Origin of the sequence: Dickeya chrysanthemi NCPPB 402 (assembly GCF_000406105.1) — a bacterium.
GTDB lineage: Bacteria > Pseudomonadota > Gammaproteobacteria > Enterobacterales > Enterobacteriaceae > Dickeya > Dickeya chrysanthemi.
Genome location: NZ_CM001974.1, coordinates 4,395,745 through 4,410,177, shown reverse-complemented (window position 1 = coordinate 4,410,177; position 14,433 = coordinate 4,395,745). Strand labels below are relative to the sequence as shown.

17 protein-coding genes are annotated in these 14,433 nt (G+C 57.9%); 6 read left to right on the top strand and 11 right to left on the bottom strand.

What is annotated here, in order from left to right:
* Window positions 1-58: 58 nt before the first annotated feature.
* The 5 genes from DCH402_RS19555 to DCH402_RS19535 all read right to left on the bottom strand — a co-directional run bounded on the left by DCH402_RS19555 (window position 59) and on the right by DCH402_RS19535 (window position 4,961).
* Window positions 59-1,981 (bottom strand): ABC transporter ATP-binding protein, encoded by a 1,923-nt coding sequence (locus tag DCH402_RS19555; protein WP_040002967.1) that lies wholly within the window; start codon window positions 1,979-1,981, stop codon window positions 59-61.
* 20 nt (window positions 1,982-2,001) lie between these two features.
* Window positions 2,002-2,967 carry an N-acetyl-D-Glu racemase DgcA gene (gene dgcA / locus DCH402_RS19550; RefSeq protein ID WP_040002965.1) on the bottom strand — a complete coding sequence of 322 codons (966 nt, stop codon included), beginning with the start codon at window positions 2,965-2,967 and terminating at the stop codon, window positions 2,002-2,004.
* A 4-nt stretch (window positions 2,968-2,971) separates the two neighbouring features.
* A complete protein-coding gene (gene dgcN, locus DCH402_RS19545; RefSeq protein ID WP_040002964.1) occupies window positions 2,972-3,979 on the bottom strand; it encodes an N-acetyltransferase DgcN in 1,008 nt (335 codons plus the stop codon).
* A 250-nt stretch (window positions 3,980-4,229) separates the two neighbouring features.
* A complete protein-coding gene (locus tag DCH402_RS19540) occupies window positions 4,230-4,562 on the bottom strand; it encodes a DUF202 domain-containing protein (protein ID WP_040002963.1) in 333 nt (110 codons plus the stop codon).
* A gap of 6 nt (window positions 4,563-4,568) precedes the next feature.
* Window positions 4,569-4,961 carry a YidH family protein gene (locus DCH402_RS19535; RefSeq protein WP_040002961.1) on the bottom strand — a complete coding sequence of 131 codons (393 nt, stop codon included), beginning with the start codon at window positions 4,959-4,961 and terminating at the stop codon, window positions 4,569-4,571.
* Between the two features lie 178 nt (window positions 4,962-5,139).
* Here DCH402_RS19535 and rph point away from each other — a divergent pair, with 178 nt between their 5' ends.
* Window positions 5,140-5,856, top strand: coding sequence for a ribonuclease PH (gene rph / locus DCH402_RS19530; RefSeq protein ID WP_040002959.1), 717 nt, complete (start codon window positions 5,140-5,142; stop codon window positions 5,854-5,856).
* Window positions 5,857-5,951: 95 nt separating this feature from the next.
* Window positions 5,952-6,593, top strand: coding sequence for an orotate phosphoribosyltransferase (gene pyrE / locus DCH402_RS19525; protein ID WP_040002958.1), 642 nt, complete (start codon window positions 5,952-5,954; stop codon window positions 6,591-6,593).
* A gap of 46 nt (window positions 6,594-6,639) precedes the next feature.
* On the opposite strand, the gene slmA is transcribed toward pyrE, so the two are convergent.
* The 3 genes from slmA to coaBC form a co-directional block, all read right to left on the bottom strand.
* Window positions 6,640-7,236, bottom strand: a complete 597-nt coding sequence (gene slmA / locus DCH402_RS19520; RefSeq protein WP_040002956.1) for a nucleoid occlusion factor SlmA — start codon at window positions 7,234-7,236, stop codon at window positions 6,640-6,642.
* A 106-nt stretch (window positions 7,237-7,342) separates the two neighbouring features.
* Window positions 7,343-7,801, bottom strand: coding sequence for a dUTP diphosphatase (gene dut / locus DCH402_RS19515; protein ID WP_015848258.1), 459 nt, complete (start codon window positions 7,799-7,801; stop codon window positions 7,343-7,345).
* Window positions 7,770-9,026 (bottom strand): bifunctional phosphopantothenoylcysteine decarboxylase/phosphopantothenate--cysteine ligase CoaBC, encoded by a 1,257-nt coding sequence (gene coaBC, locus DCH402_RS19510; RefSeq protein ID WP_050583337.1) that lies wholly within the window; start codon window positions 9,024-9,026, stop codon window positions 7,770-7,772. The genes dut and coaBC overlap by 32 nt, the downstream gene beginning before the upstream one ends.
* 328 nt (window positions 9,027-9,354) lie before the next feature.
* Here coaBC and radC point away from each other — a divergent pair, with 328 nt between their 5' ends.
* The 4 genes from radC (at window position 9,355) to mutM (ending at window position 11,586) form a co-directional block, all read left to right on the top strand.
* Entirely contained in the window at window positions 9,355-10,020 is a 666-nt protein-coding gene (gene radC, locus DCH402_RS19505; RefSeq protein WP_040002954.1) for a RadC family protein, read from the top strand.
* 238 nt (window positions 10,021-10,258) lie between these two features.
* On the top strand, window positions 10,259-10,495 hold the full coding sequence (gene rpmB / locus DCH402_RS19500; RefSeq protein WP_012763801.1) for a 50S ribosomal protein L28: 237 nt from the start codon (window positions 10,259-10,261) through the stop codon (window positions 10,493-10,495).
* An 11-nt stretch (window positions 10,496-10,506) separates the two neighbouring features.
* On the top strand, window positions 10,507-10,674 hold the full coding sequence (gene rpmG / locus DCH402_RS19495) for a 50S ribosomal protein L33 (protein WP_012882902.1): 168 nt from the start codon (window positions 10,507-10,509) through the stop codon (window positions 10,672-10,674).
* A 102-nt stretch (window positions 10,675-10,776) separates the two neighbouring features.
* On the top strand, window positions 10,777-11,586 hold the full coding sequence (gene mutM, locus DCH402_RS19490; RefSeq protein WP_040002953.1) for a bifunctional DNA-formamidopyrimidine glycosylase/DNA-(apurinic or apyrimidinic site) lyase: 810 nt from the start codon (window positions 10,777-10,779) through the stop codon (window positions 11,584-11,586).
* Between the two features lie 47 nt (window positions 11,587-11,633).
* On the opposite strand, the gene coaD is transcribed toward mutM, so the two are convergent.
* Genes coaD through waaA form a run of 3 tightly spaced genes read right to left on the bottom strand, consistent with a single transcriptional unit; the run spans window position 11,634 to window position 14,171 of the window.
* Window positions 11,634-12,113: a pantetheine-phosphate adenylyltransferase gene (coaD, locus tag DCH402_RS19485; RefSeq protein WP_040002951.1), complete on the bottom strand. Its 480-nt coding sequence runs from the start codon at window positions 12,111-12,113 to the stop codon at window positions 11,634-11,636.
* On the bottom strand, window positions 12,103-12,894 hold the full coding sequence (locus DCH402_RS19480) for a glycosyltransferase family 2 protein (protein WP_040002949.1): 792 nt from the start codon (window positions 12,892-12,894) through the stop codon (window positions 12,103-12,105). The genes coaD and DCH402_RS19480 overlap by 11 nt, the downstream gene beginning before the upstream one ends.
* Complete coding sequence (waaA, locus tag DCH402_RS19475) at window positions 12,894-14,171, bottom strand: lipid IV(A) 3-deoxy-D-manno-octulosonic acid transferase (protein WP_040003761.1); 1,278 nt, start codon at window positions 14,169-14,171, stop codon at window positions 12,894-12,896. The genes DCH402_RS19480 and waaA overlap by 1 nt, the downstream gene beginning before the upstream one ends.
* Window positions 14,172-14,433 lie beyond the last annotated feature (262 nt).

Below are 14,433 nucleotides of genomic sequence, written 5' to 3'. Positions count from 1 at the left end.
TGACGTGAGGTGTCCCTGGTGTTGGACGATGCTACTGTTTACTACTGACTACAGTTCACTACTGACTATTGTTCACTACTGACGACGGTTTACTGCTACTGACGGACGGCTCAAGTCCGGCTTCGCTCACCCAATGGTGCGGAGCGACTTCGCGGTAACGGGCTTTTTCCACCACCTCGTTCGCCTTGCGCAGCGGCGAGGGGATTTCGCTGTCGTCCAGTTCGCGCGCATAGCGGCGGCTTGGATCGGCTATCGGCACCGAGGCCAGCAGGCGCCGGGTATACGGATGCTGCGGGTTGTTGAACACCGACTGGCGCGGGCCGATTTCTACAATCTGCCCGAGGTACATCACCGCCACGCGGTTGGCGATGCGTTCCACCACCGCCATATCGTGGGAGATAAAAATCCACGACACGCCGGTTTTCTGCTGTAAATCCATCATCAGGTTGACCACCTGCGCCTGAATCGACACATCGAGCGCCGACACCGCTTCGTCGGCGATGATCACCTGCGGTTGCAACGCCATGGCGCGGGCGATGGCGATACGCTGGCGCTGGCCGCCGGAAAATTCGTGCGGATAACGTTGCGCGTGCTCCGGTTGCAGGCCGACGCTTTTCAGCAGCGCCTGCACCTGCGGCGTAGCCTCCTCCAGTGATTTCACCAGCCCGTGCAGCAGTAACGGCTCGGCGATGGTGAAACCAACGGTCAGACGCGGGTTGAGCGAGGCGTACGGGTCCTGAAACACCATCTGCATTTTGCGGCGCAGCGGCTGAAAGTCGCGGTCGCGCAAACCGGCGATTTCCTGCCCGTCGAACAGCAGGCTGTCGCTTTGGCTTTCTACCAGGCGCAGCAATGCCCGCCCGGTGGTGGATTTGCCGCAACCGGATTCGCCGACAATCGCCAGCGTTTCCCCCGGCCAGACGGCGAAATCGATCTGCTCCACCGCATGGACCCGATGGGTAACGGAAGAGAAAATACCGCTGCGTATCGGGTAATAGACTTTCAGGCCACGGATATCGAGCAGCGGCGGTGCATCGTAACGCGCGGTCATCTGGTGCGGTTCCGCGGTTGCGCTTTGCTGCCCTAGCAGCGGGAAGCGCTTAGGCCAGGCGCTGTCGCGCATGTCGCCCAGGCGCGGCACCGCTGCCAGCAGCGCTTTGGTGTAGTCGTGCTGTGGGCGGTTGAAAATATCCTCGACCGTGCCTTGCTCCACCACCTCGCCGCGGTACATCACCACCACGCGGTCGGCGATTTCCGCCACCACGCCCATATCGTGGGTAATGAACAACACCGACATGTTGCTCTGGCGTTGCAGGTCGCGCAGGATTTGCAGAATGCGCGCCTGTACCGTCACATCCAGCGCGGTGGTGGGTTCGTCGGCGATCAGCAACTGTGGGTCGCACGCGAGCGCCTGGGCTATCATCACCCGTTGGCGCATACCGCCGGATAACGAATGCGGATAGCTGTTCATCACCCGGTCGATGTCGGCGATGCGTACCTTGCGTAGCAACTCGCGCGCTTTACGGTCGGCGCCGGCGGCGTCGCACATCTGGTGGTCCAGCAGCGCTTCGGTGAGCTGGTCGCCCACTTTCAGCACCGGGTTGAGCGAGGTCATCGGCTCCTGAAAGATCATCGCCATGTCGCGGCCGCGTAGCCGGCGACGGGCGTCGTCTTTCATCGCCAGCAGGTCGTGGCGGCGGCCGGCGCTATCGGTAAAGCGGATACCGCCGCGCTCAATGCGGGCGGATGCGGCCAGCAGCCCCATCACTGTGAGAGACGTGACCGACTTGCCGGAACCACTCTCGCCGACCACGGCGACCACTTCCCCTTTATTAACGCTGAAAGAGACGCCTTTGAGCGCCAGATGCGTACCGGAGCGGCCGCTGAAGCTCACGCTCAGGTCATCGATCTCCAGCACCGGTTGCGGCGCCGGGTTGGACGCGATCGCAGCAGGGATTGCGGTTGAGAGGGTATCCGTCATCGTCACTCCGGTAGGTTCTGTCACAGCCAGATGCGGCCAAGGTTATACGTCAGGTACGGCGAGCTATCGGCGGCCAGCCAGATAGGGCCGTCCAGATCGACATGTTCGGCCGCCAGCGCCGCCGGCATGGCCGCTTCCATCGCCAGCGAGGAACCCAGCATACAGCCCACCATGATGCGCAGGCCGTACTGGCGTGCTTGTGCCACCATCGCCAGCGCTTCGGTCAGCCCGCCGCACTTATCCAGCTTGATGTTGATCATCTCGTAACGGTCGCGCAGAGCGGCGATGTCGCCACGGTGATGACAGCTTTCGTCGGCGCACACCGGAATGGCGTGCTCAAACGTCGCCAGTTCGCCGTCCTGCCCGGCGGGCAGCGGCTGTTCCACCATCGCGATGCGATGCGCGGCCAACTGGCGCAGTAGCGGTTCCAGCTCCAGCCCGCTCCAGGCTTCGTTGGCATCGACAATCAGCGTGACGTTGGGCGCGGACTGACGAATCGCCGCCACTTTTTCCAGAATCTGGTTTCGGTCGAGCTTGATTTTCAGCAGCAGCGCACCGCGGGAAACCGCGTCTTTGGCGGCGTTCGCCATGTTGTCCACGCTGTCGAGGCTCAGGGTTTCAGCGGTGACGATCGACTGCGGCGGCGCAATGGCGAGGTGCTGCCACAGCGTTTGTCTGGCGAGCGCGGCGTTCAGCCGCCACAGGGCGCAGTCCAGCGCGTTGCGGGCCGAACCGGGCGGCAGCAACCGCTGCAACGCGTCCAGACCGACGCCGTTTTCCACCACCCGACGCACGGTTTCCAACTGACGGGCCACGCTGTCGGCGGTTTCCTGATAGTGCGCAGTCGGGGTGCATTCCCCCCGGCCGATAAAGCCGCGCTCTTCCAGCGTCACCCGTACCACGGTGACCGAGGTACGCGTGCCGCGGGAAATGGCGAACGGACGGGCCAGCGGCAGTTCCACGGTTTCAATTTGCATCTGTCGCATAGGGTTATCCCCGGGTTTTCAGCAGCGTCGCAATGTCATCGATACCGAAGCGGATCGGGTCGGTGGCGGGCACGCCGAAGCGTTCGCGCAGGCCACGGCAGTAATCACGCGCTTCCTGTTCGCCATAGTTGGAGGTGTTGATGGCGAACCCCGCCAGTTGCACATCCGGGTTGGTCACACGGGCGGCGCGCAGGCAGGCATCCACGCAGTCGTCTAACTCCACCATCGGTTGATGGGGCAGGTGGCGCATGTGCGGGCGACCCATTTCATGGCACATCACCAGCCAGTGCGGCTGAGCGCCGTGGATAAGACCGGTGGTGACCCCGGCATAAGACGGGTGAAACAGCGACCCCTGACCTTCGACGATATCCCAATGATCGTCGTCATTGGCGGGTGACAGCGCTTCGGCGGCACCGGCGATAAAATCGGCGATTACCGCGTCAATGGCGATACCGTCGCCGGCAACCAGCACCCCGGTTTGGCCGGTGGCGCGAAAATCAGCTTTCATACCTTGTGCGCGCATGGCGGCTTCCAGCGCCAGCGAAGTGTACATTTTGCCGACCGAACAGTCGGTGCCGACGGTCAGTACGCGTTTGCCGCTACGTTTCTTGCCGCTGCCGACGCTCAGTGCCGGGCGCATGTGGCGGATATCGAACAACTGTACCTGATGCCGTTCCGCCAGTTCCTGCAAACCGGGAACGTCAATCAGCCGTTGGTGCAGACCATTGGCAACATTCATACCGGCCTCGATGGCGGTACGCACGGTGTCCAGCCAGTGTGGCGGCAGGAAACCGCCGGCGTTGGCGGTGCCCAGCACCAGCGTTTTGGCGCCGCGCGCCACGGCGGCCGGGATATCCAGATCATCGAGCCCCAGCGACACCGTGCTGCCCGCCAGGCGTAGCTGACCTACGCATTGTTCGGGGCGCCAGGTGTGAATGCCGCGTGCCGTTTTCACCGCCAGTGGGTCGGTCACGTCGCCAAGAAAAAGCAGGTAAGGTTGTGGAATCAGCATGATGTCTTATCCGTGGTTGCGTAGTGATGGCATAAAAGAAGATGTTTAAGACTATTCCACGATGCTTTTTCTCTGACGAATGCTTGTTTATCGGTAGGGTATAACCTTGTGTTATAGGATTGTTAATCAATAACTAATTGTTATTTAAGTATTTTGTTTTTTAAATGCCTGCGGGTATGCCTGTGGGTTATGCCGGGGCAGGCAGATCAAAATCTTCTGCATTGACGACAAACACGCGCAGCGATCGCGTTTAACCGTTGATGAAACCCACCAGCAAGCTTAATGCGGTCACCATCACCGTTAACATCAGCAGCCGCATCATCCACATCGATTGCGGGGTACAGGGATAGCCGCTGTGCCGCAGCGCTCGCCACCGCAGGCGCGACCAGAGGTAGGTGATCAGGGTCATCATCAGCAGCAACAGCCCGGTTGCCAGCATCAGCGGCTGGCTTTTCATCAAGCCGGCTTTCAGCAGCAATACGCTGTTGATCAATAACACGAAGGCGGTACGCGACCAGGCGAGCCGGGTGCGTTCCGGTTGCAGGCCCGGATCGCGCGGCGGGGGAGCGGCAGGGGCGGTCATGGCGGCCTACAGCAACAGGATAATCAGCGCCAGCGCAACGGAAATAGCGCTCACGCTGCTGGCGATGACAATCAACAGACGGGTATAAGGCAGCGCCTGGCCGGTGCGCATCGCCCGTTCGTTGTCTGCCCAGCGCCGGTAAGCCATCCAGGCCAACAGCGCCGCCGCCAGCGCCAGAAACGCAGCAATACCGGACCGAATGACAGGGGGCGCCAGCGTGGGCGCAAACTGGTCAATGGCGATGGCTCCCGCCAAAAAAGCCAGCGCGGTGCGGATCCAGGCCAGGAAAGTGCGCTCGTTGGCCAGCGAAAAACGGTAATCCGGCGTCGAGCCTTGCTGCTGCCAGGGGATTCTCTTGTCGGGCGACGTCGGTGAAGAAGCGGGGTCACTCATGGGCATCAACGGCCAGCGGATAGACAATGCCCGTATTCTACATGGCCGGGCGGCGGCTCTCCAGCCGGCGAAGCGGGTGGCGACGAAAAAATTGATGAAATTTTAATCGTGACTGGCGGTAGGCAGGGCAGGGGGAAGACCGTATAATGCGCGCCAGTTTAATGAACCTGCCCGGAGACGAGCCATGCGCCCAACAGGCCGAAGTGCCCAGCAAATTCGCCCTCTTACATTCACCCGCCACTACACCAAACACGCCGAAGGGTCGGTACTGGTGGAGTTTGGCGATACCAAAGTGCTGTGCAACGCCACGGTGGAAGAAGGGGTTCCACGTTTCCTGAAAGGTCAGGGACAAGGTTGGATCACGGCGGAATACGGTATGCTGCCGCGTTCTACCCACAGCCGTAACGCCCGTGAAGCCGCGAAAGGTAAACAAGGCGGCCGTACGCTGGAAATCCAGCGGCTGATCGCCCGTTCGCTGCGCGCCGCCGTAGATTTGAACAAACTGGGTGAATACACCATTACGCTGGATTGCGATGTGTTGCAGGCCGATGGCGGTACCCGTACCGCCTCCATCACCGGCGCCTGCGTGGCGCTGGCCGATGCGCTCAACGGCATGGTGGCCGGTGGCAAGCTGAAAGCCAGCCCGCTGAAAGGCATGGTGGCGGCGGTATCGGTCGGGATCGTCAAGGGCGAAGCGGTGTGCGACCTGGAATACGTGGAAGACTCCGCGGCGGAAACCGACATGAACGTGGTGATGACCGAAGACGGCCGTATGATTGAGGTGCAGGGCACCGCCGAGGGCGAGCCGTTCAGCCACGACGAGCTGCTGTCGTTGCTGGCGCTGGCGCGTCAGGGCATTGAAGACATTGTTCGAGCGCAGAAGGCCGCACTGGCCGATTAAATTTTTTAAAGCGACCCCGGTGGTCGCTTTTTTATGCCATCGTTTTTTATGCAATATTCCACCACCATTCCACCACCGTGACAGGAGAGGGAGTCATGAAAGCCTATCAGCGTCAGTTTATCGAATTCGCACTCAGCAAGCAGGTTCTGAAGTTCGGCGAATTTACCCTGAAATCCGGGCGCATCAGCCCCTATTTCTTTAATGCCGGGCTGTTTAATACCGGGCGCGATCTGGCGTTGTTGGGGCGTTTCTATGCCGAGGCGTTGGTGGATGCCAACGTGGCGTTCGACGTCCTGTTCGGGCCTGCCTACAAAGGCATTCCGATTGCGACCACGACGGCGGTGGCGCTGGCGGAACACCATGACCGTGATGTGCCTTACTGTTTCAACCGTAAAGAAGCCAAGGATCATGGCGAAGGCGGCAATCTGGTCGGTAGCCCGCTGAAAGGCCGCATTATGCTGGTGGATGATGTGATTACCGCGGGCACCGCTATCCGCGAATCCATGGACATCATCGCCGCACAAGGGGCAACGCTGGCTGGTGTGTTGATTGCGTTGGACCGTCAGGAGCGCGGACGCGGCGAGTTATCCGCGATTCAGGAAGTCGAACGCGATTACCAGTGCAACGTCACGTCGATCATTACGTTGGGGGATCTGATTAGCTGGCTGGCGGAAAAACCGGAAATGGCCGCACATCTGGACGCAGTAAACGCCTATCGTGCGCAGTACGGCGTATAAAACCGGGCCTGAAATAAGCGGCGTGGCGATGCGCCACGCAGTGCGTTTACTGAAGCTGGGCGGCCAGTAATGGCCAGCGGGTTTCGAAATCCTGCGTCGGCAGGGAGCGGAACTCGGAGCGGGTAAAGCGCGAGAGCATCCCTTCGCAGAACGCTAGTAACTGGCTGGCCAGCAGCGTTTCATCATGGCGAAACGCTTCGCCGCTGCGCAGCTTGTGTTCTCGCAGTACCTGGCGCAACTGAGATTCAATGCGGTCAAACAACTGGTTGATGCGCCCTTGCAGCCGGTCTTGTTCGAACATCAGCGCATGACCGGTGAGAATGCGCGTCAAACCGGGGTTTTTCTCGGCAAAGCCGAGAATCAGCAATAAAATCAGCCGCAGCCGATTAAAGGTGTCTTTTTCATCCTGCAGGATCAGGTTGATGCGGGTGGTCAGGCTGTCTTCAATAAATTCGATCAGGCTGTCAAACATCCGCGTTTTGCTGGGAAAATGCCGGTAAAGCGCGGCTTCTGAAACGCCGACGGTGGCGGCCAGTTTGGCGGTGGTGATACGTTGACTGCCGTCGCTGGATTCCAGCATTTGCGCCAGTGCCTGCAGAATTTCCTCGCGGCGGTTCCTTTTCGTATTTTCTTTCTCTGCCATGTCGGAAAAGACCCTTGATAAATGTGGACGGACAAACACCCGATAGCGCCACAGTCGCATTCACGCTGTGGCTTTATAGTTTTCCTGGGTGCTGGGATAACGTGTATCAGTGGCGGCCGGAATGGCCGAAACCACCTTCTCCTCGCTCGCTGTCGACGAAATCGTTAACCAGATTGAATTCGGCCTGCACCACCGGCACGAACACCATCTGGGCGATGCGCTCACCGGGTTCAATGGTGAACGGCTGGTTGCCGCGGTTCCAGACGGACACCATCAACTGCCCCTGGTAGTCGGAATCGATCAATCCCACCAGATTACCCAGCACCACGCCGTGTTTGTGACCGAGACCCGAGCGGGGCAGGATCACCGCCGCCAGCGACGGGTCGGCAATGTGGATAGCCAGACCGGTCGGCACCAGTGTGGTTTCTCCCGCGGCCAGCACGATGGCGTTGTCCAGACAGGCGCGTAAATCCAGCCCGGCGGAGCCCGGCGTCGCATAGGTCGGCAGAGGGAACTGCTGCCCGATACGTGCATCAAGAATTTTTACGTCGATTTTTTTCATCATAACGGCTGACAATCTCGTCAATTAACTGTTGGCCCAACAGGTGTTTACTGCCGTGCGGCAGACGCTTGTCTCCACCCGGCCAGAAAAGGTGTAATGCATTATTTTCCGAGTTAAATCCCTGATCGGAAAGGGATACATCGTTCGCGCAAATCAGGTCCAGCTGTTTGCGGGCCAGCTTTTGGCGCGCGTATTCTTCCACATTACTGGTTTCGGCGGCAAACCCGACGACATAAGGCCGGTTTTCGATCATTGCCGCCACATCGGCGATGATATCCGGATTTTTGACCAGAGCGACACTGATTTCATCACCCTGCTTTTTGATCTTTTCGTCGGCGATAACGTGCGCCCGGTAGTCCGCCACGGCGGCGCAGCCGATCACGATATGCTGCCGTGCAGCACACGACATGACCGCCTGATGCATATCCAGCGCGCTGATGACGTCGATACGGTTGACATGATCCGGCGTCGGCAAATGCACCGGGCCGGCTATCAACGTCACACGGGCACCGCGCGCGGCGGCGGCGGCGGCAATGGCAAACCCCATTTTCCCCGAACTGTGATTGCTGATAAACCGCACCGGGTCCAGTGCTTCGCGCGTCGGCCCTGCCGTTATCATAATATTCAGGTGTTGCAGATCATTGACATGAGAAAAGTGCGCGTCGGCGTGCGCGACAATCGCCAACGGATCAATCATCCGGCCGGGGCCGATATCGCCGCAAGCCTGGCTGCCGCTGTCCGGGCCCCAGATCAACGCGCCGCGAGCCGCCAGCACGCCCAAATTGTGCTGTGTTGCCGCCGCACGGTACATCTGTTGATTCATGGCCGGGGCGATGGCGATAGGGGAAGGCGTCGCCAGACAGACGGTAGTCAGCAAGTCGTTGGCCATGCCGGCCGCCAGACGGGCGATTAAATCCGCCGATGCCGGTGCCAGGATCACCAGGTCCGCCCATTTTCCCAGCTCGATATGGCCCATCGCCGCCTCGGCGGCGGGATCGAGCAGATCGTTCGATACCGGATGGCCGGATACCGCCTGCAGCGTCAACGGCGTGATAAATGCGCTGGCCGCCGGCGTCATGACCACGCGTACTTCAGCGCCCCTGTCGCGCAGGCGTCGCACCAGTTCCGGGCCTTTGTAGGCGGCGATGCCGCCGCTGATGCCCAGTACGATATGTTTTCCCGCAAGCGATGTGCCGGAAAGCCCGTGCAGACTGGAAGAATCTGTCATCGTTATGTCCGTTTGTCAGCCCAAAAGAGTCGGCATTTTATCATAAGTAGGGGAAGTCGGCCCTGATGGTACGTTTTTCATCACCATCCGGTTGGCGCCGCACTGATGATGGTGAGTGTAGCGTGCAGGCGGTGTTACCGGCAGTGTTGGAAGGCCAGCAGCGGGTTTTCTTTCCTGTTGCAGCGATCATTGCGAGCGGTTTCGCACGTTGTGAATGCGCCTGTCGATGCCACGTCTCTGCTATGTGATGATAGCGCTTACTCCGGCTGTGTAGAGCACTGCGAGCGGCTATTTACAGGGAATGGCTATCATATGGAACGGCTATCATATGGAATGGAATAACGGTTGCGCACCGCGTGAAAAACTGATGTCCCTTGGCGTAGAAGCGCTCAGTGATGCCGAACTGTTGGCGATCTTTCTACGCACAGGAGTGGAAGGCATTCATGTGATGGAACTGGCGCAAAATCTGTTGCAGCAGTTCGGTTCGTTATACCAATTGATGACGGCCGACTGGGTGGCGTTTAATGGCGTTCGGGGGGTTGGTATCTCCAAATATACCCAGTTGCAGGCGGTGGCGGAACTTGCCCGGCGGTTGTTTTCTTCCCATCTGGCGCGGGAAGATGCCATGTTGAATTCCGAGGTGACGCAGCAGTATCTGCAATTGTTGCTGGCGCATCAGGAGAGAGAAGTTTTTCTGGTGATGTTTCTGGATAACCAGCATCGGGTGATTCGTCATCAGGAGATGTTTGCCGGTACGATCAGTAGCGTGGAGGTGCATCCGCGCGAAATTGTACGAGAAGCGCTCAAAGCTAACGCCGCTGCGCTGATTTTGGCGCATAACCATCCATCCGGACGGGCGGAGCCCAGTAAGGCTGACCGTTCCATCACCGGAAAAATCGTGCAAGCCTGTCAGTTGCTGGATATTCGGGTGCTCGACCACCTGGTCATTGGACGTGGCGAGTACGTTTCTTTTGCCGAGCGAGGGTGGATTTAAGAGATATTTCCGCGATCCTGGGGGATCTTTAGTTGTTCGGGACTTGAGCGCATACGCTTCAGAGCGTATACTACGCCACCTTTGAGAATCTTGGGTGTGGCGTTAAGAGCCTATCTCAGCAGGTTTATCCTGATGACAGAGTCTTTTCAGTGAAGTTGCTGAGATGGGCTCTAGAGCCTGACGAGGCGGCCAACACCTTCTACGAAGCTCGAGCTGATTTGATTTTTGGAGAATAGACATGTCCCGAGTCTGCCAAGTTACTGGCAAGCGTCCGGTGACCGGTAATAACCGTTCCCACGCAATGAATGCGACTAAACGCCGTTTTCTGCCAAACCTGCATTCCCATCGTTTTTGGGTTGAAGGTGAGAAGCGTTTTGTAACGCTGCGCGTATCTGCTAAAGGTATGCGTGTTATCGATAAAAAGGGTATCGAAGCGGTTCTGGCCGATCTGCGTGCCCGTGGTGAAAAGTATTAAGGAACTGAATCATGGCTAAAGGTGTTCGCGAGAAGATCAAGCTGGTTTCTTCTGCTGGTACTGGTCACTACTATACCACTACGAAGAACAAGCGTACTAAGCCGGAAAAACTGGAATTGAAAAAGTTCGATCCAGTTGTCCGTCAGCACGTTCTCTACAAAGAAGCTAAAATCAAGTAATTTTAGTGGATCTGAAAAACCCGGCTTCGGCCGGGTTTTTTTATCGCTTCAATAAAACTCAGGTTACCCGTGACTTCAGCAAGATAGCGCTCAGGAGGATGTATGCCCGAATTACCGGAAGTAGAAACCAGTCGCCGCGGTATTTCACCCTGGCTGGTCGGTCATACCATTTTGTATGCTGAGGTACGCAATGCGCGTCTTCGCTGGCCTGTCTCCCCTGAAATTCTGTCGCTCAGCGATATGCCGGTGCTGAGTGTGCAACGGCGCGCCAAATACCTGCTGATTGAGCTGCCGACCGGCTGGATAATCGTCCATCTGGGGATGTCCGGTAGTCTGCGGGTATTGCCGGAATACTGTGAACCGGAGAAACATGACCATGTCGATTTGATCATGGATAGCGGTAAAGTGCTGCGCTATACCGATCCGCGTCGTTTCGGTGCCTGGTTATGGTGTGATGACCCGGCGACCAGTTCAGTGCTGGCACATCTGGGGCCGGAGCCGCTGAGCGACGATTTTTCCGGTGATTATCTGTTTAAGCAATCTCGCGGCCGTAAGACGCCGGTCAAGTTGTGGATTATGGATAACAAGCTGGTGGTGGGCGTCGGTAATATTTATGCCAGCGAGTCATTGTTTAATGCCGGTATTCTGCCGGAACGATTGGCCGGTTCACTGTCGCAAGCGGAAGCGGACCAGTTGGTGCATTCCATCAAACAGGTATTACAGCGTTCCATTGAGCAGGGCGGCACCACGTTACGGGATTTCCTGCAGTCTGATGGAAAACCGGGTTATTTCGCGCAGGAGTTGCAGGTCTATGGCCGCGGCGGCCAGCCTTGTCACCACTGCGGCACGCTGATCGACAGCATCAGGCAGGGGCAGCGCAGTACCTTCTTCTGCAAGCGCTGCCAGCGTTAGCGACCTTCACCCAAGGTTTCAACGCTGGAACAATGCGAGCGCTGTCTTCAGGCCAATTTTTTCTGCAGAGCGGCGGAAATGGGCGGCGGCAAGAAGTGCGACACATCGCCGCCGTGGCGAGCGACTTCTTTCACCAGCGATGAGGAAATGAAGGACCACTGTTCGGATGGCATCAGGAAGACGCTTTCCAGCGTCGGCATCAGATGGTGATTCATTTTAGTCAGTTGCAGCTCGTATTCGAAATCAGAGACGGCGCGTAGTCCGCGCACCAGAATCGTTGCCTGCTGCTGCCGGGCGAATGTCGCCATCAGCTCGGTAAAACCCACCACTTCGACGTTCGACAGATGTTGTGTGGCTTCTTTCGCCAGCGCGACCCGCTCTTCCAGCGTAAACAGCGTGTTTTTGCCAGGGCTGGCGGCAATAGCCAGAATCAGATGGTCAAACATGCATGTCGCCCGCGTCAGCAGATCCAGATGGCCGTTGGTCAACGGGTCAAAGGTGCCGGGGTAGATAGCTCTAGTCTTCATGGTGCTGGTGTTCCTGGCGAGTGTCCCGCCGGTTATTCAGGGCCCATAGTCCAGTATATTTGTTAAACGTGTACTGCGCATTCACGATAGCCAGCAATAATCCCTGTTTACCGTCGAGAAAGCCGGCACGCAATAGCCAGGTTTTAACGAATGCGCCCAGAGTGTGCAGCACGATAGCGCTGAAACCGCAGCGTTTGCCCTGCAAAAAACGCTCTTTGGCCCAGCTTTCTGCGTAAGCGAGCTGTTTTTTCTGGAAGCTGAACAAATCCCGACAAGTGAGATGTTTCAGGTCCCCATTCAGTGACACCACTTTGGCCGCGCCATAATCGAGAGATTCGTGTACGGCGTTGTCGTTGTAACGGTAGCGGCCGGGATAAAGGCGAATTACCTGGTCGGGATACCAGCCGCTGTGGCGCATGAACCGCCCCAGAAACAGATTGCGGCGAGCGCAGCGGTAGACGACATCGCTCTGTGGGGATTCGAGCACCGCTTCAATCGATTGCCGCAGTGTCGGTGTGACACGTTCGTCGGTGTCGATCATAAAGATGTAATCGCCGCTGGCGTACTGTTGCGCCAGTTGACGCTGTTTGCCAAAACCGGGCCAGTCGGTGTTCTGGTAGACTTGTGCGCCGTAGCGACGGGCGATATCGAGCGTGCCGTCGCTGCTGCCGGAGTCCAGCACGATAATTTCATCGGCCCAACTGACCGACGCCAGACAGTCGGGCAGCAGCTCCGCCGCGTTATGACTGATGAGAACGACGGACAGGCGTTTTCGGCTCATTACTGGCTCCGTGGCGGCAGATAGGGCTCCAGCAAGGTCAGCAGGCTTTGCAGCGCACCCTGGTTTTTATGCAGTACGTCCACGGCGTGATGGCCGTGATAACGGCGATAATCATCGTCCGACAAGAGTGTGGTGATCTGTCCCACCAGTGAGGCGGTATCCCGCACGGTGATCAACCCGTCGGATTCCTGTAATCGGGCGCAGATATCCTTGAAGTTGAAGGTATGCGGTCCCATCAACACCGGTATGGCGTGCGCGGCCGGCTCCAGCGGATTATGTCCGCCCCGTTCAATCAGGCTGCCGCCGACAAACGCCAGATCGGCGATGCCGTACAGCAGCATCAGTTCACCCATGGTATCGCCAATCACCACATGCGATGAGGCGGGAGGAACCGTACCTGCGCTGCGCAGGGTGTATTCCAGCCCGGCTTTGCGCACAATGGCTTTGGCGTCGTCAAAGCGGTCAGGGTGGCGCGGCACCAGAATCAGCAGCAGGGTCGGAAAGGTTTTCAGTAATGCGGTATGGGCGTCGACGATGATCTTTTCTTCGCCGTCGTGAGTACTGGCGGCGATCCACACCGGTCGCTGCGGTGCCCACTGACGACGTAGCGTGACGGCGCGGGCAGCCAGCTCCGGCGTGACGGAGATATCGAATTTCAGGCTGCCGGTCACATTCAACTGCGAACGTTTCAGCCCCAGATTGATAAAGCGCTCGCCGTCTTCCTCATTTTGTACCGCGATGAGGGTGATGCGGCGCAGCAACGTGCGCATAAAGCGGCCGAGTTTGTGGTAGCCGTTAGCCGAGCGCTCGGACAAACGCGCATTGGCGATGATGAGCGGGATGTTGCGTTGATGCAAAGCGGTAATCAGGTTCGGCCATAACTCGGTTTCCATGATGATCACCAAACGCGGTTGGACATGATCGAGAAAGCGCATCATGGCACCGGGCAGATCGTAGGGCAGATAGACATGGTAAACGTCTTTGCCGAATGCGGATAAAGCTCGCTCGGAACCTGTCGGCGTCATGGTGGTGACGGTAATGGGTAAAGACGGATAACGATGACGCAGGGCGCGAACCAGCGGCACTGCGGCCAGCGTCTCTCCGACAGAGACGGAATGCAGCAGTATGCCTTCGGGTTTTACCTGATTCCGGTAGAAGCCGTAGCGCTCTCCCCAGCGTTTGCGGTAAGCGGGGATTTTTCGACCCCGGAGCCATAGACGCAGCCAGATAAGCGGCTGGATCATGTAAAACAGAAAGGTATACAGCGTTTGTAACATAATCATCGGTATTAGAGTCGGCGATAGCGAATTCTATATATTTATAGCGGCTAAATCTATCATTTTAACCGGGTATGGCCGGTACGCTTATTTCTGCCAGAGAAACAGGGAATTAGCGCTGAAATTCGTAGGGTTGCGCGTTGTATTAATGCCTGATGATAAAGCCGATTATTCATCAACCGTGGGCCGGTAGGCAGAATGAATGAGGCGTTAATTAATATTAAAGAGTGAGTGAAATATATATTTTTCTTCGTTCTTATTT

What these genes read in the sequence shown, in the direction of transcription:
- pyrE (WP_040002958.1), top strand. Translation starts at nt 5,952, where the DNA reads ATGAAAGCCTATCAGCGTCAGTTTATCGAATTCGCACTCAGCAAGCAG.
- rpmG (WP_012882902.1), top strand. Translation starts at nt 10,507, where the DNA reads ATGGCTAAAGGTGTTCGCGAGAAGATCAAGCTGGTTTCTTCTGCTGGT.
- DCH402_RS19535 (WP_040002961.1), bottom strand. Translation starts at nt 4,961, where the DNA reads ATGCCCATGAGTGACCCCGCTTCTTCACCGACGTCGCCCGACAAGAGA.
- dgcA (WP_040002965.1), bottom strand. Translation starts at nt 2,967, where the DNA reads ATGCGACAGATGCAAATTGAAACCGTGGAACTGCCGCTGGCCCGTCCG.
- coaD (WP_040002951.1), bottom strand. Translation starts at nt 12,113, where the DNA reads ATGAAGACTAGAGCTATCTACCCCGGCACCTTTGACCCGTTGACCAAC.
- dut (WP_015848258.1), bottom strand. Translation starts at nt 7,801, where the DNA reads ATGATGAAAAAAATCGACGTAAAAATTCTTGATGCACGTATCGGGCAG.
- radC (WP_040002954.1), top strand. Translation starts at nt 9,355, where the DNA reads ATGGAATGGAATAACGGTTGCGCACCGCGTGAAAAACTGATGTCCCTT.
- slmA (WP_040002956.1), bottom strand. Translation starts at nt 7,236, where the DNA reads ATGGCAGAGAAAGAAAATACGAAAAGGAACCGCCGCGAGGAAATTCTG.
- coaBC (WP_050583337.1), bottom strand. Translation starts at nt 9,026, where the DNA reads ATGACAGATTCTTCCAGTCTGCACGGGCTTTCCGGCACATCGCTTGCG.
- DCH402_RS19555 (WP_040002967.1), bottom strand. Translation starts at nt 1,981, where the DNA reads ATGACGGATACCCTCTCAACCGCAATCCCTGCTGCGATCGCGTCCAAC.
- waaA (WP_040003761.1), bottom strand. Translation starts at nt 14,171, where the DNA reads ATGTTACAAACGCTGTATACCTTTCTGTTTTACATGATCCAGCCGCTT.
- rph (WP_040002959.1), top strand. Translation starts at nt 5,140, where the DNA reads ATGCGCCCAACAGGCCGAAGTGCCCAGCAAATTCGCCCTCTTACATTC.
- DCH402_RS19480 (WP_040002949.1), bottom strand. Translation starts at nt 12,894, where the DNA reads ATGAGCCGAAAACGCCTGTCCGTCGTTCTCATCAGTCATAACGCGGCG.
- rpmB (WP_012763801.1), top strand. Translation starts at nt 10,259, where the DNA reads ATGTCCCGAGTCTGCCAAGTTACTGGCAAGCGTCCGGTGACCGGTAAT.
- dgcN (WP_040002964.1), bottom strand. Translation starts at nt 3,979, where the DNA reads ATGCTGATTCCACAACCTTACCTGCTTTTTCTTGGCGACGTGACCGAC.
- DCH402_RS19540 (WP_040002963.1), bottom strand. Translation starts at nt 4,562, where the DNA reads ATGACCGCCCCTGCCGCTCCCCCGCCGCGCGATCCGGGCCTGCAACCG.
- mutM (WP_040002953.1), top strand. Translation starts at nt 10,777, where the DNA reads ATGCCCGAATTACCGGAAGTAGAAACCAGTCGCCGCGGTATTTCACCC.